The organism is Pseudomonas cyclaminis (assembly GCF_015163715.1).
Taxonomy (GTDB): domain Bacteria; phylum Pseudomonadota; class Gammaproteobacteria; order Pseudomonadales; family Pseudomonadaceae; genus Aquipseudomonas; species Aquipseudomonas cyclaminis.
In genome coordinates this window covers 1-18718 of record NZ_JADDUM010000150.1, presented here as the reverse complement: position 1 = coordinate 18718, position 18718 = coordinate 1, and the positions used below count along the sequence as shown (strand labels likewise).

At 60.3% G+C, this 18718-nt stretch carries 17 protein-coding genes and 2 pseudogenes; 6 read left to right on the top strand and 13 right to left on the bottom strand.

The features are described from left to right. Both IQK56_RS18745 and IQK56_RS18740 read right to left on the bottom strand, forming a co-directional pair. A partial coding sequence (locus IQK56_RS18745) for a PepSY domain-containing protein (RefSeq protein WP_193901783.1) occupies nucleotides 1-283 on the bottom strand: 283 nt, incomplete at its 3' end. A 134-nt stretch (nucleotides 284-417) separates the two neighbouring features. Beyond that, nucleotides 418-2724 carry a TonB-dependent receptor gene (locus tag IQK56_RS18740; RefSeq protein ID WP_193901782.1) on the bottom strand — a complete coding sequence of 769 codons (2307 nt, stop codon included), beginning with the start codon at nucleotides 2722-2724 and terminating at the stop codon, nucleotides 418-420. A gap of 205 nt (nucleotides 2725-2929) precedes the next feature. Here IQK56_RS18740 and IQK56_RS18735 point away from each other — a divergent pair, with 205 nt between their 5' ends. The 4 genes from IQK56_RS18735 to IQK56_RS18720 are packed head-to-tail and all read left to right on the top strand — an operon-like array spanning nucleotide 2930 to nucleotide 4974. Beyond that, entirely contained in the window at nucleotides 2930-3610 is a 681-nt protein-coding gene (locus IQK56_RS18735; protein ID WP_122307682.1) for a Fe2+-dependent dioxygenase, read from the top strand. Between the two features lie 2 nt (nucleotides 3611-3612). Then, the gene (locus tag IQK56_RS18730; RefSeq protein WP_193862437.1) at nucleotides 3613-4362 is read left to right on the top strand and encodes a tetratricopeptide repeat protein; all 750 of its coding nucleotides are present in this window, start codon (nucleotides 3613-3615) and stop codon (nucleotides 4360-4362) included. Then, complete coding sequence (locus tag IQK56_RS18725) at nucleotides 4359-4517, top strand: type II toxin-antitoxin system HicA family toxin (protein ID WP_193862439.1); 159 nt, start codon at nucleotides 4359-4361, stop codon at nucleotides 4515-4517. The genes IQK56_RS18730 and IQK56_RS18725 overlap by 4 nt, the downstream gene beginning before the upstream one ends. A gap of 55 nt (nucleotides 4518-4572) precedes the next feature. Further along, nucleotides 4573-4974 carry a type II toxin-antitoxin system HicB family antitoxin gene (locus IQK56_RS18720; protein ID WP_122307679.1) on the top strand — a complete coding sequence of 134 codons (402 nt, stop codon included), beginning with the start codon at nucleotides 4573-4575 and terminating at the stop codon, nucleotides 4972-4974. Between the two features lie 73 nt (nucleotides 4975-5047). Here the strand turns inward: IQK56_RS18720 and IQK56_RS18715 are convergent, their stop codons facing one another. From IQK56_RS18715 to IQK56_RS18695, 5 genes are all read right to left on the bottom strand, one after another. Continuing rightward, nucleotides 5048-6211 (bottom strand): type III PLP-dependent enzyme, encoded by a 1164-nt coding sequence (locus tag IQK56_RS18715; protein WP_032886216.1) that lies wholly within the window; start codon nucleotides 6209-6211, stop codon nucleotides 5048-5050. Between the two features lie 460 nt (nucleotides 6212-6671). Continuing rightward, complete coding sequence (locus IQK56_RS18710; RefSeq protein WP_193862436.1) at nucleotides 6672-7829, bottom strand: osmoprotectant ABC transporter ATP-binding protein OsmV; 1158 nt, start codon at nucleotides 7827-7829, stop codon at nucleotides 6672-6674. After that, nucleotides 7826-8479, bottom strand: a complete 654-nt coding sequence (locus IQK56_RS18705) for an ABC transporter permease (RefSeq protein ID WP_027604864.1) — start codon at nucleotides 8477-8479, stop codon at nucleotides 7826-7828. Before IQK56_RS18705 ends, IQK56_RS18710 begins: the two co-directional genes overlap by 4 nt. Before the next feature lie 13 nt (nucleotides 8480-8492). Then, nucleotides 8493-9386, bottom strand: a complete 894-nt coding sequence (locus IQK56_RS18700) for a glycine betaine ABC transporter substrate-binding protein (protein WP_122307677.1) — start codon at nucleotides 9384-9386, stop codon at nucleotides 8493-8495. Nucleotides 9387-9406: 20 nt separating this feature from the next. Next, complete coding sequence (locus tag IQK56_RS18695) at nucleotides 9407-10159, bottom strand: ABC transporter permease (RefSeq protein ID WP_244653856.1); 753 nt, start codon at nucleotides 10157-10159, stop codon at nucleotides 9407-9409. A 295-nt stretch (nucleotides 10160-10454) separates the two neighbouring features. On the opposite strand from IQK56_RS18695, the pseudogene IQK56_RS18690 reads away from it, so the two are divergent. Both IQK56_RS18690 and IQK56_RS18685 read left to right on the top strand, forming a co-directional pair. Then, nucleotides 10455-12037: pseudogene (locus IQK56_RS18690) on the top strand (peptide chain release factor 3). A 133-nt stretch (nucleotides 12038-12170) separates the two neighbouring features. Continuing rightward, a complete protein-coding gene (locus tag IQK56_RS18685) occupies nucleotides 12171-12416 on the top strand; it encodes a hypothetical protein (protein WP_193862435.1) in 246 nt (81 codons plus the stop codon). Nucleotides 12417-12515: 99 nt separating this feature from the next. On the opposite strand, the gene IQK56_RS18680 is transcribed toward IQK56_RS18685, so the two are convergent. From IQK56_RS18680 to IQK56_RS18655, 6 genes and pseudogenes are all read right to left on the bottom strand, one after another. After that, nucleotides 12516-13487, bottom strand: coding sequence for a peptide ABC transporter ATP-binding protein (locus IQK56_RS18680; protein ID WP_058414375.1), 972 nt, complete (start codon nucleotides 13485-13487; stop codon nucleotides 12516-12518). After that, the gene (locus IQK56_RS18675; RefSeq protein ID WP_099587073.1) at nucleotides 13487-14455 is read right to left on the bottom strand and encodes an ABC transporter ATP-binding protein; all 969 of its coding nucleotides are present in this window, start codon (nucleotides 14453-14455) and stop codon (nucleotides 13487-13489) included. The genes IQK56_RS18680 and IQK56_RS18675 overlap by 1 nt, the downstream gene beginning before the upstream one ends. Nucleotides 14456-14465: 10 nt before the next feature. After that, nucleotides 14466-15377: an ABC transporter permease subunit gene (locus IQK56_RS18670; RefSeq protein ID WP_003188486.1), complete on the bottom strand. Its 912-nt coding sequence runs from the start codon at nucleotides 15375-15377 to the stop codon at nucleotides 14466-14468. Nucleotides 15378-15387: 10 nt separating this feature from the next. Further along, nucleotides 15388-16398, bottom strand: coding sequence for an ABC transporter permease subunit (locus IQK56_RS18665; protein ID WP_003171721.1), 1011 nt, complete (start codon nucleotides 16396-16398; stop codon nucleotides 15388-15390). A gap of 76 nt (nucleotides 16399-16474) precedes the next feature. Continuing rightward, nucleotides 16475-18073, bottom strand: coding sequence for an ABC transporter substrate-binding protein (locus IQK56_RS18660; RefSeq protein WP_150760800.1), 1599 nt, complete (start codon nucleotides 18071-18073; stop codon nucleotides 16475-16477). 77 nt (nucleotides 18074-18150) lie between these two features. Next, a pseudogene (locus IQK56_RS18655) lies at nucleotides 18151-18718 on the bottom strand (OprD family outer membrane porin); the annotation flags it as partial.

Below are 18718 nucleotides of genomic sequence, written 5' to 3'. Positions count from 1 at the left end.
CCGGCGGCGGGGTGAAGAACACACGTGCGGCATTGCCGCTTTCGCTTTCCACGAACAGCATGGCGACGGTCTTGCCTTCGGTGGCTTCGAGCTTGCGCACCAGTTCGGCGGGCGGCAGCACACCGGCTTCGCGTTTTTCTACGCTCAATACGCTGGGGTTGAGGGCCCGCAGTAGTTCATCCTGGAACGAGACCGCGGCCCCGGTGATCCCCATCAAGGCCAGCACCAGCCCGGCAGTGATGCCGAAGAACCAGTGCAACTGGAACAGGGTTTTCTTCAACACGTCTGACCGCCTCGTCTATCTGGTATGTAGGGCACGGCGCGCATTATGCCGTGGCTTGTCGAGAAACATTCTGTTTTACACGCAAAAGCCCCACGCATCCGATGCGTGGGGCTTTTTGCTACGTGAAGCGGTGTTTAGAAGTGGAAGCTGGTGGACACCAGCGCCGTGCGACCAGCCGCCTGGTTGGCGAAGTGCGAGCCGTAGGCTTTGTCGTAATAGGTCTTGTCCGTGAGGTTTTGCACGTTCAATTGCAGGTCGACGTTTTTGCTCAGTTTGTAGCTGGCCATGGCGTCGTAGCGGGTATAGGACGGCACGTAGACCGTGTTACCCACATCGCCGTAGACGTCGTCGACGTAGAACGCGCCGCCGCCGACGGTCAGCTTGGGCGTGATGGCGTAGGTGGTCCACAGGCTGAAGCTGTTCTTCGGCGTGTTGGGCATCTGGTTACCTTCGTTGGAACCGGTGCTGATGACACCGTTGCGACCGTTACGGCCCGCTTTGACCAGCTCGCTGTCCAGGTAGCTGTAGCCCGCGAACACTTGCCACTGATCAGTGATTTTGCCGCTGGCGGACAACTCGATACCGTCTACCTGGGATTCACCGGCGTTCTGGTAGGTGAGGGCGTCCACAAGGATGCGCGTGTTTTTCTTCTCGGTACGGAACACTGCCGCGGTCAGCGAGAGTCGGTCGTGGAACAGGTCCCACTTGGTGCCCAGTTCGTAGTTGACGGTTTCTTCCGGTTGCAGATCGCTGCTGGCCGCGCCAGCGGACAGCGGGTTGCCATCGGAGCCTTCGCCGACCAGGCCGCCGGCGGGGGTTGCCGAGGTGGCGTACGAGGCATAGACGCTGGCGTTTTCCACCGGCTTCCAGACCAGGCCCGCCTGCCAGTTGAAGAACTGACTGTCTTCTTTGATCTTGCTCCGCGCCTTCACGGTCGCGGAAGGGACGGCGTTGGTATTGGCTTCGGTGTCAAAGGTGTCGTAGCGCAGGCCTACGTTGAGCAGCCATTTCGGGTCCAGCTCGATGGTGTCGAACACATAGGCGGCGCGGCTGGTGGCCTTGGTGTTGGTGCCGTTGTAGTTGCGCGTAATGCTGCCGTTCCAGGCGTCATCCGGGTTCGGGTTGCTCAGCGAGGTGCACTGGCCGCCTCGGCCGCCACCGGCTACGGTGCAGCCGCCGGTGGGGTTGGCGTTCGGGCTGATGGTGTAGCTGCTCACGCGGGTTTCTTCACCCGTGAATTCCAGGCCGGTGGAGTAGCTGTGCTTGAAGCCCAGTGCCTGGAAACTGCCAAACAGATCGGTCTGGTTGGTGGTAGTCGTCGTTGTGGAGACGCGGCTGTTGGCGCGACGCCATACGGTGCCGAAACGGTTGACGTTGAGCTTGCTGTCATCCGGCTGGGTCAGGATGTAGTCCTGTCCGGTGCTGCCATGACGCAGGGTGTTTTTCAGCGTCATGCTGTCGTTCAGGTCGTGCTCGATGGAGACGGTGCTGATGTCGGCGCGGGTCTTGCGGAAATCCCGATCTTTAAGGCCGTAGAAGTTGTTGCTGTCGCCGCCGTCATTGGGTTTGTCGTGCCCGTGGGTGGTGGCGGTCGACGAGCTGTAGCCGTAGGGAATGCCCGAGTCCGGCAGGTCGTTGCTTTCCATGTGGTAGTAGCTGAGGTTGACGCGGGTCGGGGTGCCCAGGCCAAAGGTCAGCGACGGCGCCACGCCCCAACGGTCGTAATTGACGGCGTCACGGCCGGCCACGTTCTGCTCGTGGGTCATGAGATTCAGGCGGAACGCGGCGCTGTCGTGGAGGAACTGGCGGTTTACGTCGAGTACGTAGCGGCGGGTCTGGTCGGAACCGTAGGTGAAACCGCCGTTGGTGAAGTCCCGGGCTTGCGGGGTCTTGCTCACCAGGTTGAGGCTGCCGCCGGCCGAACCGCGACCGCCGAACGAGGAGTTCGGGCCTTTGCTGACTTCGATGGACTCGATGTCGAAAATCTCACGACTCTGGCCGCCGGTGTCGCGCACGCCGTCCAGGTAAGTGTCGCCCTGGGCATCGAAACCCCGGATGAACGGGCGGTCGCCCTGGGGGTTGCCACCTTCGCCGGCGCCGAAGGTAATCCCCGGTACGGTGCGCAGGGCATCCTGCAACGAGGTAGCGGCGGTGTCCTTGAGCACTTGTTGCGGCACGACGGTGACCGAGCGCGGCGTGTCCACCAGCGGCGCGGTGTATTTCTGCGAAGAGGTCTTTTCGACTTGGTAGGAGGTGGCGTCCTGTTCTTCACCGGTAATGCTGGTGGCGCCCAGGGAGATGCTGTTGCGCTGGTCTTTCTGTTCGGTGTCTTCGGCTGCTTGCGCCAGATGGGCGACGGAGCTGGCACCGAGGGCAACGCCGATGGCCGAAGCCAGCAAACGCGGTGAACTGGCAGATGTTTTTATAATGGTGCGCGACATGACGTGTCCTTTCCCCAAGGATGTGAGGCCGCGGAATATAGGGTGAACAAGACTTCATATCAATTGCGATACATTGCTAATTGCACTGAATTTACATTCTTTACACTTTTTGCTTACGGTTTTTACGAACTCGTCCGTCACGGCGTTTTACAGGGTGGATAAGAATCAATACCATTGACGCCTCTCTGCCTACAGGTATCGCCCCATGCTGCTGCACATTCCCGGCCTGTTCTCTCGCGAGGAAGTGCAGCGCATCCGCCAAGCCCTGGAAGAAGCCGATTGGGCCGACGGAAAAATCACCGCCGGGCATCAGTCCGCCAAAGCCAAACACAATCTGCAATTGCCCGAAGGTCACCCATTGGCCAAGGAAATCGGCGCGGCGATGCTCGAACGCTTGTGGCAGAACCCGCTGTTTATGTCAGCGGCGTTACCCCACAAGGTGTTCCCGCCGTTGCTCAACTGCTACACCGCCGGGGGCAGTTTCGACTTCCATATCGACAACGCCGTGCGCCAGCCCAAAGGCAGCCACGAACGGGTGCGTACTGACCTGTCGTCCACCCTGTTCTTCAGCGATCCGGATGAGTACGACGGCGGCGAACTGGAGATCCAGGACACCTTTGGCGTGCAACGGGTCAAGTTGCCCGCCGGCGACATGGTGCTGTACCCCGGCTCCAGCCTGCACAAAGTCAACGCCGTGACCCGTGGCGCGCGTTATGCCTCGTTCTTCTGGACCCAAAGCCTGGTGCGTGAAGACAGCCAGCGCACCCTGCTGTTCGAGATGGACGGCGCGATCCAGCAACTGACCACGGATGTGCCTGACCATCCGGCGCTGATCCAGCTCACCGGCACCTATCACAACCTGCTGCGCCGCTGGGTCGAGGTCTGAGCATGGGCTTCTTATTGCGCCGTGAAGAAGTGCTCAACGTCGAGCAACTGCAACGCATGCTCGACGACTCCCCGGTACGCGCCGCCCAGGCGATCCTGATCGCGGCGAAGGAGGGCGTGGTGGATGCCCAGGCGTTGCTCGGGCAAATCCTGCTGGAAGGACGCGGCATTGCACGCGATGAAGCGCTGGCATTGCGCTGGTTCCGTATTGCGGCCCATGGCGGGCATTGGATGGCGCGCAATATGGCCGGGCGTTGCCTGGAGCATGGCTGGGGTTGCGCTGTCGACGAAGCGGCGGCTGCGCGAGAGTACCGCTTGGCGGCGCAGGCCGGGTTGGATTGGGGGCAGTACAACTACGCCAACCTGCTGGCGACCGGGCGAGGTGTTGCGCAAGATCAGCAACAAGCCCTGACCCTCTATCGGCAGGCGGCAGAGCAAGGCCACGCCAAGTCGATGAACCTGCTGGGGCGCTACTTGGAAGATGGCCAGTGTTGCCCGAGGGATCTGGAGGCCGCCGTGGATTGGTACCGCCGTTCAGCCGAAGGCGGGGATTTTCGTGGGCAGTTCAGTTATGCGGCGGTGTTGGCGGATGCAGGACAGACCGAGGCCGCCTTGGAGTGGCTGCATAAAGCAATGGTCGGTGGGAATCTGAAGTTTTTGCAGGTGGCGCATAAGGCGCTGGCTGTGGCCAGGAATCCGCTGGTGCGTGCGATGGCCGACGCCTATAAACGTCGCGTTGCGGCGCTTTCATAAGGCCAAAGGCTCGTAGGTTTGAGGTGGCAGTGAAGGGCAGTCATCACCAGTTCAAACATCCAGTGAAACGAGGACGAGTGACCGTTCCTCATCCCAAGTCAGAAATTGCAAAGGGCACTGTGCACAGTATTTTCAAGTCAGCAGGTCTCAAGTGACGGCCCTGATTGATGAGTTGAATGAGTTCACTGAAGCTCGTTCAAAGGAGGAGCAATGAAGTTTCCCGTAGTAGTACATAAAGACGCCGACTCGGACTACAGCGTGACGGTCCCGGATGTACCGGGGTGTTTTTCGGCTGGTGGGTCTTTTTCCGAAGCGCTGGATAATGTCCGTGAGGCACTCGCGCTGCATTTGGAAGGACTGGTAGCAGACCAGGAAGCACTTCCCCAGGCGCAGGAGGTGGATGCCCACTTGGATAGCCCGGATTTTGCCGGTGGTGTATGGGCGATAGTCGACTTTGATCTCACGCCTTATTTGGGTAGATCGGTGCGGTTCAATGCTTCTTTGCCCGAGCAGTTGTTGCAACGCATTGATGAGCGCGTGCAAAAGGATCACCGCTATGCGTCACGGTCAGGGTTTCTGGCGACGGCGGCGTTGCGTGAATTATCTGCGTGACGCAACGGGTGATGACAAATCACAGGCATAAAAAAACCCATGACACGTCATGGGTTTTTTATTCGCCGGCTACTTACACGTAGAACGACTTCAACGGCGGGAAGCCATTGAACTCAACTGCGCTGTAGCTGGTGGTGTAGGCACCGGTCGACAGCCAGTACAAACGGTCACCGATGGCCAGGTTCAGCGGCAGGCCGTACTTGTAGTTTTCGTACATGATGTCGGCGCTGTCGCAGGTTGGGCCGGCGATGACCACTTCTTCCATCTCGCCTTTCTTCTCGGTCCAGATCGGGAACTTGATGGCTTCGTCCATGGTTTCGATCAGGCCGGAGAATTTACCCACGTCCGTGTACACCCAACGCTCGACGGCGGTACGGGATTTACGTGCGACCAACACCACTTCACTGACCAGGATACCGGCGTTGGCGATCAACGAACGGCCCGGCTCCAGGATGATTTCCGGCAGGTCGTCGCCAAAGTCTTCCTTGAGGAAACGGATGATTTCTTCAGCGTAGGTTTCCAGGCTGTTGGTGCGGGTGATGTAGTTGGCCGGGAAGCCGCCGCCCATGTTGATCAGCTTGAGGTGGATGTTGTCTTCTTCTTTGAGGCGTTCGAAGATCACTTTGACCTTGGCGATCGCCGCGTCCCACACGCTGATGTCGCGCTGCTGCGAACCCACGTGGAACGAGATGCCGTACGGCACCAGTCCCAGGTCACGTGCCAGGATCAGCAGGTCCATGGCCATGTCGGTCTGGCAGCCGAATTTGCGCGACAAAGGCCAGTCAGCCGTGGTCGAGCCTTCGGTGAGGATACGCACATACACTTTCGAACCCGGCGCGGCCTTGGCGATGTTGCGCAGGTCGGCTTCGGAGTCGGTGGAGAACAGACGCACGCCCTTCTCGTAGAAGTAGCGGATGTCCTTGGATTTCTTGATGGTGTTGCCGTAGCTGATACGGTCGGCGCTGACGCCACGGTCCATGACCTTGTCCAGCTCGTAGATCGACGCGATGTCGAAGCTCGAACCCTTGTCTTTCAACAGGTCGATGATCTCGACGGCTGGGTTGGCCTTGACGGCGTAATACACCTTGGCGAATTCGAAACCGGCGCGCAGGTCGTCGTAGGCCTGGCTGATCATCGCGGTGTCGATCACCACGAACGGGGTTTCTTGCTTGTCGGCGAACGCCTTCATTTTGTCAAAAGTGGCGCGCGCGAAATAATCTTCGACGTTGATCGACATGCTGGGAACTCCTAAGGGCAAACTGTAGTAATCAATGGGTGCAACTGAACGTCCTCCGTATCCCCACTTTGGTTCGCCTACTTCCCAAGGCATGTCGCCGAAAGCAAAAAGGCCATGGGAATAAACGCTGCCCTTGGCCTTGCTGTCTCGTCGTCAGTACTTGAGCCGGATGGATCGTTTCCAGCATGGACGTTCGGCGCGAACTTTAGGGCGTGAGGGGCTTGAGATCAACTAAAAATGTCGCGTTTTTGCACGCGTTCGTCGCGCGATGGCGTGCAGCTACTTATGTAACCGACAGGTGTGACGGAATGATGTTCCCCGGATCGGGCAAATCGACGGTACTTCCCTGAAGCACCACGGAGCAAATGTGGGAGGGGGCTTGCCCCCGATAGCAGTGTGTCAGCCAATACTTCAGAGACTGACACACCGCCATCGGGGGCAAGCCCCCTCCCACATAAGATCAGGCCAGTGCGGTCTCGGCAGGCGAAACAATGCTGGTCTTGCCGCCACGGGACTTACCGGAACTCAGGTATTCGGCAATCGATTCCTGCGTCACTTCCCCCAGGAACACCCGTTCCGCATCCATCACCGGCAACCACGAACGGTTGAACTCATACATACGCGACAGCAGGATGCGCAAATGCTCGTCATACGCCGCCGTGGCGTTGAACTCGCGCAGGTACTGGCCGCACGTACCGGTCTGACGGTGCAGGTCGCGACGTCGTACATAACCCAGCGCCTTGTTCTCGGCACAGGTGACCACCACATAGCGGCGGTCGGTTTCGTCCATCAGTTCCAGGGCATCGGCCACCGGGGTTTCCGGGCTCACCGACGGGGCGTTGTCCGCTGCGTCTTCGGCCTTCACCAGCAGCAGGCGCTTGAGGGTGCTGTCCTGGCCCACGAAGTTGCTGACGAACTCGTCGGCCGGGTGCGCCAAAAGCGTATCTGGATGGTCGATCTGCAGCAGCTTGCCGGCGCGGAAGATCGCGATCTTGTCACCCAGCTTGATGGCTTCGTCGATGTCGTGGCTGACCATGATCACGGTCTTGTTCAGCGCGCGCTGCATCTCGAAGAACTCGTTCTGGATCATCTCGCGGTTGATCGGGTCGACCGCGCCGAACGGTTCATCCATCAGCAGCAACGGCGCATCGGCCGCCAAGGCACGGATCACGCCGATACGCTGTTGTTGGCCGCCGGACAATTCACGCGGATAGCGATGCAGATACTGCTTGGGCTCCAGCTTGATCATGCTCATCAACTCGCGGGCGCGGTCGTGGCATTTCTGCTTGTCCCAGCCGAGCAGTTTCGGCACGACCACGATGTTTTCCTCGATGGTCATATTGGGGAACAGGCCGATCTGCTGGATCACGTAGCCGATGTTGCGACGCAGGGTCACTTCATCCAGGTCGGTGGTGTCTTCGCCGTTGATCAGGATCTTGCCCGAGGAAGGCTTGATCAGGCGGTTGATCATCTTCAGCGTGGTGCTTTTGCCGCAGCCCGACGGGCCGAGGAACACGCAAATCTCGCCTTCATTGACGGTCAGGCTGACATCGTTGACGGCAGTAATGGTCTTGCCGTTGCTTTGAAAGGTCTTGGGCAGGTTTTGAAGTTCGATCATTTGAGCAATCCTTTTGGAGTCAGCGAGCGTTGCAGCCATTGCAGAAGCAGGTCGGCGAAGATGGCCAGGAGACTGACCAGCACGGCGCCAACGATCAGCATCGACATGTCGCTGCGGCTGATGGAAGCCAGAATAAGTACACCCAGGCCACCGGCACCGATGGTGGCGGCGATGGTCATCACACCAATGTTCATCACCACGGCGGTGCGCACGCCGGCGAGAATCACCGGCACGGCGATGGGCAGCTCGACCATGCGCAGGCGCTGGCCGAAGGTCATGCCGATGCCTTTGGCGGCCTCGCGAATACCCGGTTCCACGCCGGTCAGGGCGAGGTAGGTGTTACGCATGATCGGCAACAGGGAGTAGAGGAACACGGCGGTGATCGCCGGCATCGGGCCCAGGCCCTGGCCGAATTTGGAGTAGAAAGGCAGCAGCAGGCCGAACAGGGCGATGGACGGCACGGTCAGCAGCACGGTGGCGCTGGCTTGCAGCGGGCCGGCCAGGGTCGGAAAGCGCGTCATCAGCACGCCGAGGGGCACGCCCACGACAATCGCCAGGATCACGGCAATGCCAACCAGGGTGATGTGCTGCCAGGTCAGGTGCAGGACTTGTGCCCAATCAAGATGGGAAAAGGCGTTCAGGAATTCCATGTCTTCTCCTTCTTTAGTTGATCGGATGTTGGCGCAGGAAATCGGCGGCAACAGCGGACGGGCTTTCATGATCGACGTCGACCCGCGCATTCAACTGGCGCATGGTTTCGTCGTCGAACAGCGTGGCCAGTGGCTTGAGCTCGGCAGCCAATTGCGGATGCTTGTCGAGGTATTCCTGACGCACCACGGGGGCTGCGGTGTAGTCCGGGAAGTAGTGCATGTCATCCGCCAGCAGCTTGAGCTTGAAGGCATTCAGGCGACCGTCAGTGGTGTAGACCAGGCCGGCAAACACCTGGCCATTGCGCAGGGCGGTGTAGACCAGGCCCGCGTCCATCTGCCGGGTGTTCTTGCGGGTGAGGTTCATGTCGTACAGCTTGACCATGCCGGCCAGGCCGTCGGAGCGGTTGGCGAACTCGGTGTCCAGGGCCACCAGGCGGTGTTCCTGGGTGTCTTGCGCGATGGCTTTGGTGAGGTCGCTGATGCTGTTGATGTCAGGATGTTCTTCGGCGACCTTCTCCGGCAATGCCAGGGCGTAGGTGTTGCTGAAGCGGGACGGTGAGAGCCAGACCAGGCCTTTTTTTGCGTCGAGTTCTTTCACCCGAGCGTAGGACTGTTCGCTGTCGAGCTTCTCGTCCACATGGTTGTAAGCCACCAGCGACACGCCGGTGTACTCCCAGATCAGATCCAGTTGCCCGCTTTCCTGGGCACTGCGCGCCAGGTTGCTGCCCAGACCGCCGGTCACCTGGGTGTCGTAACCCTTGGCGCGCAGGTACTGGGAAGTGATTTCGGCGAGCAGGGTCTGCTCGGTGAACACTCGGGCGCCGATGCGGATCACCGGTTTCTCGGCGGCTTGCGCAAAACCTGCGAACAGCAGGACGCAGCTCAATATCAATGTCAGTTTTTTCATGTGAATTCCTTTGCCAGGCCTTAAGACGGACGCAACCCGCGTTCCAGCCAGAGGCGGCTGGCCATGGTCACCAGACCGTCGAGCAGCAATGCCAGCAACGCGGTGCACGCGGCGCCGAGCAGCAATTGCGGCTGATTGTTCAGGGCGATGCCGGGAAAGATCAGGCTGCCCAGGCTGTTGGCACCAATCAGGAACGCCAGCGGTGCAGTACCGACGTTGATCGCCAGGGCCACGCGAACACCGCCGATGATGATCGGCACGGCGTTGGGCAATTCCACACGAAACAGCACCTGGCGCGGCGTCATGCCGATGCCGGTGGCGGCTTCCTTGAGTGAGCCTTGAACGTTTTTGAGGCCTTCGTAGGTGTTGCGCACGATGGGCAGGAGGGAGGCGAGGAACAGCGCGAAGATGGCCGGGCCGCTGCCGATGCCGAGGACGCCGAGGGCGATGGCCAATACGGCCAGGGGCGGGACAGTGTTGCCGATGTTGAAGATCTGCATGAAGCGTTCTGCGCGCCCGACCATGTTCGGTCGGCTGAGCAGGATACCGGCGGGGATGCCCACAACGAGGGCCGCCAGCATGGAGACTAGAACGAGGATCAGGTGTGCTTGCAGGTAAAACAACAAATCGTCGCGGTACAGTTCGATCGTGTTGATGCCGATCCAGTGGACCAGCAGGGCCAGGAGCGCGACGACAACCACGCCTCCTATCAGCCCTTTGCCATAGCGAATAGCCACAGGCGGACTCCTTTTTTCTTTTGTCGGCGAACACATTTCCGAGCGGCAATGCCATTCCTGGCTGTCGGCAAATGTGGTCGCGAAAAGCAGCTCGCCAATACCGGCAACGCGGTATCAAATCGAGCCATGAGCGCAGCCTCGTCAGGCTAACTTGCTGATTTATCAGCCCCTGTTCCGAGTGCGGCAGCAGGGGAGTGGACGTCTCTACCTTTTAAAAGGTTCCATACTTGGCAGCATTTAGCCACCCCCAATCGGGTGAACGGTGGTCCGGCCCCTGGGGTTTGCGCTATACTCGCCGCCCTTTTTTGACTCACCTGCCAGGCGATTTCCCATGACCCACCAGGCCGCCGAAGTCGCGAAACGCCGCACTTTCGCCATTATTTCCCACCCCGATGCCGGTAAAACCACCATCACCGAGAAGCTCCTGCTGATGGGCAAGGCAATCGCGGTGGCCGGCACGGTGAAATCCCGCAAATCCGACCGCCATGCCACGTCCGACTGGATGGAGATGGAGAAGCAACGGGGTATTTCCATTACCACGTCGGTCATGCAGTTCCCGTATCGCGACCACATGGTCAACCTGCTCGACACCCCAGGCCACGAAGACTTCTCCGAAGACACCTACCGCACCCTGACCGCGGTGGACTCGGCACTGATGGTCCTCGACGGCGGTAAAGGCGTCGAGCCACGGACATCGCGCTGATGGATGTGTGCCGCCTGCGTGACACGCCGATCGTGAGCTTCATCAACAAACTCGACCGCGACATCCGCGACCCCATCGAGTTGCTGGATGAAATCGAAGCGGTCCTGAAGATCAAGGCCGCGCCGATCACCTGGCCGATTGGTTGCTATCGCGATTTCAAGGGCGTGTACCACCTGGCCGACGACTACATCATTGTCTACACCGCCGGCCACGGTCACGAACGCACCGATGTGAAAATCATCGAGAAGCTCGACTCGGACGAAGCCCGCGCCCACTTGGGTGACGAGTACGACCGTTTTGTCGATCAGCTTGAACTGGTGCAGGGCGCCTGCCACGAGTTCAACCAGCAGGAATTCCTCGACGGCCAACTGACCCCGGTGTTCTTCGGGACCGCGTTGGGCAACTTCGGTGTCGACCACGTACTTGACGCCGTCGTGAACTGGGCGCCAAAGCCCCTGGCCCGTGTGGCCAACGAGCGTACGGTTGAGCCGGTCGAAGAGAAATTCACCGGCTTCGTGTTCAAGATCCAGGCGAACATGGACCCCAAGCACCGCGACCGTATCGCCTTTATGCGTATCTGCTCCGGCAAATACGAAAAAGGCATGAAGATGCGCCACGTGCGCACCGGCAAGGACGTGCGCATCGGCGACGCCCTGACGTTCTTCTCCTCCGAGCGTGAACAGCTCGAAGAAGCCTACGCCGGCGACATCATCGGCCTGCACAACCACGGCACCATCCAGATCGGCGACACCTTCACCGAAGGCGAAGCACTGGGTTTCACCGGCATCCCGCACTTCGCCCCGGAACTGTTCCGCCGCGTACGCCTGCGCGACCCGCTCAAATCCAAGCAACTGCGCCAGGGCTTGCAGCAGTTGGCGGAAGAGGGCGCCACCCAGGTGTTCTTCCCCGAGCGCAGCAACGACATCATCCTCGGCGCCGTCGGTGTGCTGCAGTTCGATGTGGTCGCCAGCCGCCTGAAAGAGGAATACAAGGTCGAATGCTCCTACGAGCCCATCACCGTGTACTCCGCACGTTGGATCGATTGCAGCGATAAGAAGAAGTTGGAAGAGTTCTCCAACAAGGCTGTGGAAAACCTTGCGGTCGACGGCGGCGGTCACTTGACCTACCTGGCGCCGACGCGGGTGAACCTGGCGCTGATGGAAGAGCGCTGGCCGGATGTGAAATTCCGTGCGACCCGCGAACACCATTAATTCCTGAGCGCAGCAAAAAAATGTGGGAGGGGGGCAACCCCCCTCCCACATTTTTGTTTTCCAGCAGGCGTGGGTTGGCGAGAACACTGTATCGGGTCTAGCGTTTACGCACCGACTATAGAAGGAAACCACCGTGCGAAACGCTCAACGCGCCATCACCTTGGTGTTGCTCGTAGCCTTGGGACTGACGGCTCTTCCGGTCATGGCGGGCTCAGGCACCCCCCAATGGAAAGACACCGGCCCCGTCACCAAGAAGAAGCAGAACGAGGTCAACTCCGCCAGTTGGCAGCCGCAACCGCAGCCCACCGACGAGCAAGATCCGGAAAACCCCCTCAACGAGGGCGAAGCCAGCGACACCTACGACGACGGTGACACCTGAGTCGCCAAAAAGAAAACCCCTCCTGCCAGGCTGATGCGCAACCTGACGGGAAGGGCTGTAAAACGCTGCATCACGCAATACCCGCCCCCACAGGGTTTTTCAGGCGACGAATTGCTCCGCGTAGTGGCACGCCACCTGCCGGTTATCCAAGGCACGCAACTGCGGCTCCTCGCTGCTGCAGCGTGCTGTCGCATATGGGCAGCGCTTGTGGAACGCGCAGCCCGACGGCGGGTTCAGTGGATTGGGCAACTCGCCGACGATTTTGATCTTCGGTTTGTTCGGATCCGGATGAATGGTCGGGGTGGCCGACAGCAGCGCCTGGGTGTACGGGTGCAAAGGACGGGCGTAGATGTCTTCCTTGGGGCCCACTTCCACCGGGCGGCCGAGGTACATCACCATCACGTCATCGGCAACGTGCTGCACCACCGCCAGGTTGTGGGAAATGAACACGTAGGCCGTGTTGAATTCCTGCTGCAGATCCATGAACAGGTTGAGCACCTGGGCCTGGATCGACACGTCCAGCGCCGAGGTCGGTTCATCCGCCACCAGCACTTTGGGTTGCAGCATCATGGCGCGGGCCAGGGCAATGCGCTGGCGCTGGCCGCCGGAGAACATGTGCGGGTAGCGCTGATAATGCTCAGGGCGCAGGCCCACTTGCTTCATCATCGCCTGCACTTTCTCGCGGCGTTCGGCGGCGGACAGGTTGGTGTTGATCAACAGCGGCTCGCCGAGTTGATCGCCGACTTTCTGCCGTGGATTCAACGAGGCGTACGGGCTCTGGAACACCATCTGCACGTCTTTGCGCAATTGCTTGCGCTGGGCCTTGTCGGCGCCGGCGACTTCCTGGCCGGCGATTTTCAGCGAGCCGGACGACGGTTCTTCAATCAGTGTCAGCGCACGGGCCAGGGTAGATTTGCCGCAACCCGACTCGCCGACCACGGCGAGGGTCTTGCCGGCTTCCAGTTCAAACGACACACCATTGAGCGCGCGGACCAGGGCGTGGCCCTTGAACAGGCCACGGGACACTTCGTAGTGACGGGTGAGGTCGCGGGCAGTAAGAACGACGGCCATTACGCCACCTCCTGGTTTAAGGGGTAGAAGCAGCGCGCAAGGCTGTTGCTTTTCGGATCAAGGCCGGGACGCTGGGCACGGCAGGATTCCTGCACATACGGGCAACGCGGCGACAGCAGGCAGCCCTGTGGACGGTCATAGCGGCCAGGCACGATGCCCGGCAACGTGGCCAGGCGCGTGGCGCCGAGGCTGTGTTCCGGGATCGCCTTGAGCAATGCTTCGCTGTACGGGTGCGCCGGAATATCGAACAGTTGCGGCACTTGGCCGACTTCCACCGCTTGGCCTGCGTACATCACGCAGACACGCTGGGCGGTTTCCGCCACGACGGCAAGGTCGTGGGTGATCAGCACCAGGCCCATGTTCTGTTCTTTTTGCAGGGCCAGCAGCAGCTCCATGATCTGCGCCTGGATGGTCACGTCCAGTGCAGTGGTCGGCTCATCCGCGATCAGCAGTTTCGGCTCGCCTGCAATGGCCATGGCAATAGCCACGCGCTGGCTCATACCGCCGGAGAGTTGGTGGGGATAGGCATCCATACGGCTGGCGGCACCTGGGATTTCGACCTTTTCCAACAACTCGATGGCACGCTTGCGCGCTTGCTTGCCGGACATTTTCAGGTGCAGACGCAGCACTTCTTCAATCTGGAAACCCACGGTGTAGCTGGGGTTCAGTGCGGTCATCGGGTCCTGGAACACCATCGCCAGGTCTTTGCCGACGATCTTGCGGCGCTGGCGGTTGCTCAGCTTGAGCATGTCCTTGCCGTCGAAGTTCAGGGCGTCGGCGGTGACGATGCCGGGGTGCTCGATCAGGCCCATCAGCGCCATCATGGTCACGGATTTACCCGAGCCGGACTCGCCAACGATCGCCAGGACTTCGCCCTTGTCGACCGAAATGTCGAGGCCATCGACCACCGGCACGGCGGTCTTGTCGCCGAAGCGCACGTTGAGATTCTTGATTTCTAACAGTGACATGGGAATCTCCTCAGGCGGCGTTCTTGAGTTTCGGGTCCAGCGCATCGCGCAGGCCGTCACCCATCAAGTTGATTGCCAGCACGCTGAGCAAAATGGTCAAACCAGGCAAGCTCACCACCCACCAGGCGCGTTCGATGTAGTCACGGGCCGAAGCCAGCATGGTGCCCCACTCAGGGGTTGGCGGTTGAACGCCCAGACCGAGGAAGCCCAATGCGGCGGCATCGAGAATCGCCGAAGAGAAACTCAAGGTGGCCTGTACGATCAGCGGCGCCATGCAGTTGGGCAGCACGGTGATGAACATCAGGCGTGGCAGGCCGGCACCGGCGAGGCGGGCGGCAGTCACGTAGTCACGGTTCAGCTCGCCCATCACCGCAGCGCGGGTCAGACGCACATAGGACGGCAGCGACACGATGGCGATGGCGATCACGGTGTTGATCAGGCCAGGGCCGAGGATTGCGACGATGGCAACGGCCAGCAGCAGCGAGGGCAGGGCCAGCATGATATCCATCAGGCGCATGATGGTCGGGCCAAGCAGGCGCGGGAAGAACCCGGCGAACAGACCCAGCAGGATGCCCGGGATCAGCGACATCACCACCGACGACAAACCGATCAGCAGCGACAGGCGCGAGCCCTGGATCAGGCGCGAGAGCAAGTCACGGCCGAGTTCGTCGGTGCCGAGCAGGAACTGCATCTGCCCGCCTTCCAGCCAGGCTGGTGGGGTGAGCAGGAAGTCGCGGTATTGCTCGCTGGGGTTATGCGGGGCCACCCACGGCGCGAAGATCGCGCAGAACACGATCAGCAACATGAACAGCAGGCCGGCAACCGCGCCTTTGTTCTTGGAAAAGGCTTGCCAGAATTCTTTGTACGGGGACGGGTACAGCAGGCTTTGATCGACTGCTGACACTTGAGTAGGTGTGGTCATGGTCATGATCTCAGCGCTGGTGACGGATGCGTGGGTTGGCGAAGCCGTAGAGGATATCCACCACGAAGTTCACCAGGATCACCAGGCAGGCGATCAACAGGATGCCGTTTTGCACCACCGGGTAGTCCCGGGCGCCAATGGCTTCGATCAGCCATTTGCCGATGCCGGGCCACGAGAAGATGGTTTCGGTCAGGACCGCACCGGCCAGCAGGGTGCCGACTTGCAGGCCGACCACCGTGAGCACCGGGATCAGCGCGTTACGCAGGCCGTGTACGAATACCACGCGCGCCGGCGACAGGCCTTTGGCCTTGGCAGTACGGATGTAGTCTTCGCGCAGCACTTCGAGCATGGATGAACGGGTCATCCGTGCGATCACCGCCAGCGGAATGGTGCCGAGCACGATGGCCGGCAGGATCAAGTGGTGCAGCGCATCCCAGAACGCGTCCGGCTCGTCAGCCAGCAGGGTATCGATCAGCATGAAGCCGGTGCGCGGCTCGATGTCGTAGAGCAGGTCGATGCGCCCGGAAACCGGGGTCCAGCCCAGGCTCACCGAGAAGAACATGATCAGGATCAGGCCCCACCAGAAGATCGGCATCGAATATCCCGCCAGGGAGATGCCCATTACCCCGTGGTCGAACAGGGATCCTCGCTTGAGTGCCGCGATCACCCCGGCCAGCAGGCCCAGGATACCGGCGAACAACAGGGCGGCCATGGACAGTTCCAGGGTCGCCGGGAAAAGGGCGGTGAATTCGGTCCACACGCTGGTACGGGTACGCAGCGATTCGCCAAGGTCGCCCTGGGCGAGCTTGCCGACATAGTCCAGGTATTGCGCATACAACGGCTTGTTAAGGCCAAGGCGTTCCATTGCCTGTGCGTGCATCTCGGGGTCGACGCGCCTCTCGCCCATCATGACTTCGACGGGGTCGCCAGGGATCATGCGAATCAACGCAAACGTGAGCAACGTGATGCCGAAAAACGTGGGGATCAATAACCCCAGTCGGCGGGCAATAAAACTAAACATCTTGTCGTGTACCTCAATCAGCCGGTTAGGCAGGTTCGGCACCGTCCCAGTGGGCGGTGCCGAGCGTTTCTCTTATTTACTTCACCTGGGTGGTGGCGAAGTTATTTGCACCCAGAGGGCTTTGGGTAAAGCCTTCTACGTTCTTGCGCATGGCGGTGAACAGTTTCGGGTAAGCCATGGGAAGCCATGGTTGGTCTTTTTCGAAAACGTCCTGTGCTTGTTCATAGAGCGCAGCCCGAGCCGCGGGTTCATCAATTGCGCGGGCTTTGTCGATCAGGGCCTGAAACTCTTTGTTACACCAGCGGGCGTAGTTTTCGCCGTTTTTCGCAGCATCGCAACTCAGGTTGGGCGTAAGGAAGTTGTCCGGGTCGCCGTTATCGCCGACCCAGCCAGCCGAGACCATGTCGTGCTCGCCGTTTTTAGCGCGCTTGAGCATCTCGCCCCATTCCATGACTTTGATATTGACCTTCAGGCCAACCTGCGCCAGATCCGCCTGCATGCGCTGGGCGCCGAGCATCGGGTTGGGGTTGGTCGGGCCGCCGCCGTTACGGGTGAACAGGGTGAATTCGGTGCCTTCCGGTACGCCGGCTTCCTTGAGCAGGGCGCGGGCCTTGTCGAGGTCACGGGGCGGGTTTTTCAGGTTCGTGTTGAACCCCAGCAACGTCGGCGGATAAGGGCCGGTGCCCACCACGGCATTGCCTTTGCCGAACAGGGCTTCGGTATAGCCAGCCTTGTCGAACGCGATGTTGATCGCGTGGCGTACCCGTGCATCGCTCATATACTTGTGGGTGGTGTTCAGGGCGGTGTAGCTGGTGGTCATCGCCGCCAGTTCATCGACCTTGAGGTTCGGGTCCTTGCGGATGCTTGGAATGTCGTCGGGCTTGGGGAACAGCGCGATCTGGCATTCGTTGGCCTTGAGCTTCTGCAGGCGCACGTTGTTGTCGGTAGTGACCGCCAGGATCAGCGGATCGGCCGCCGGCTTGCCACGGAAATACTCCGGGTTGGCCTTGAAGCGTACCTGGGCGTCCTTGGCGTAGCGCGTGAAGATGAACGGCCCGGTGCCGATCGGCTTGGCGTTCAGGTCATCGGTCTTGCCGGACTTGAGCAACTGGTCGGCGTATTCGGCGGAATGGATCGACGAGAACGCCATGCCCAGGTCGGCCAAAAACGGTGCTTCAGGACGGGTCAGGGTAAAGACGACGGTGTGATCGTCAGTCTTCTCTACGCTCTTGAGCAGTTCTTTGAAACCCATGCTTTCAAAGTAGGGGTAGCCCACGACGGACTTGTTGTGCCACGGGTGCTTCGGGTCCAGCTGGCGCTGGAAGCTCCACAGCACGTCGTCGGCATTCAGGTTGCGCGTGGGTTTGAAGTAGTCGGTGGTGTGGAACTTGATGTCTTCACGCAGGTGGAACGTGTAGGTCAGGCCATCGGCGCTGATCTCTGGCAGGTCTTTGGCCAGTGCAGGCACCACTTCGGTGGTGCCGGGCTTGAAGTCGACCAGGCGGTTGAACATGGTTTCAGCGGCGGCATCGGCGGTGACGGCGGTGGTGTACAGGACCGGGTCAAAACCTTCCGGGCTGGCTTCGGTGCAGACCACCAGCGGTTTGGCTGAAATGCCGACGGCCACGCTCAACAGCGCGGCAGCCATGGCGGCTTGTAGCGGTAGCATTTTCATTCAGAGCCCTCTGCAATCGATGGACCAGACAAGCGTAGACGCGGCTCGTCCTGAGCCCGCCGTCTACCTGGCGCTAGTTAAAGAATGTTGAATGGAATGGTGGTGACCAGACGGAATTCTTTGATGTTGCCGTCAGCCTGTTGAGCGCTGCCACGGTGTTCGACGTAAGTCGCACGAATCGCGGTGGCCTTGAGTGGCCCGCTCTGCACGGCGTAAGCCGCGCCTACACCGTATTCCTGGTGCTTCTCGCCATCCATCAAGCGCAAGTCGCTACGTGACTTGCCAGATTCGCCATAGGCGGTGCCGTTGTAGTGGGTACCGTCGATGCCCCAGCCGCGTGCCGAGTAGACATTGAACTTCAGGCCAGGCACGCCGTATTCGGCCATGTTGATGGCGTAGGCCACCTGGAAGGACTTCTCGTTCGGGCTGTTGAAGTCGGACGTCAGGGAGTTGGCCAGGTAGATGCCGTTGGTTTCGTGCAGGTAGTCGAAGTACTCGTCACCGTTCACTTCCTGATACGCGAAGGTCAGGGTGTGAGCCTGGTGAGTCAGTCCCAGGGACAACGAGTAGGTACTCGTTGTCGATGTTGCCCATCTTCTTGCTGCCGGTGTCGGTGGTTTTGTAGTAGTTCAGGCCGGTGGTCAG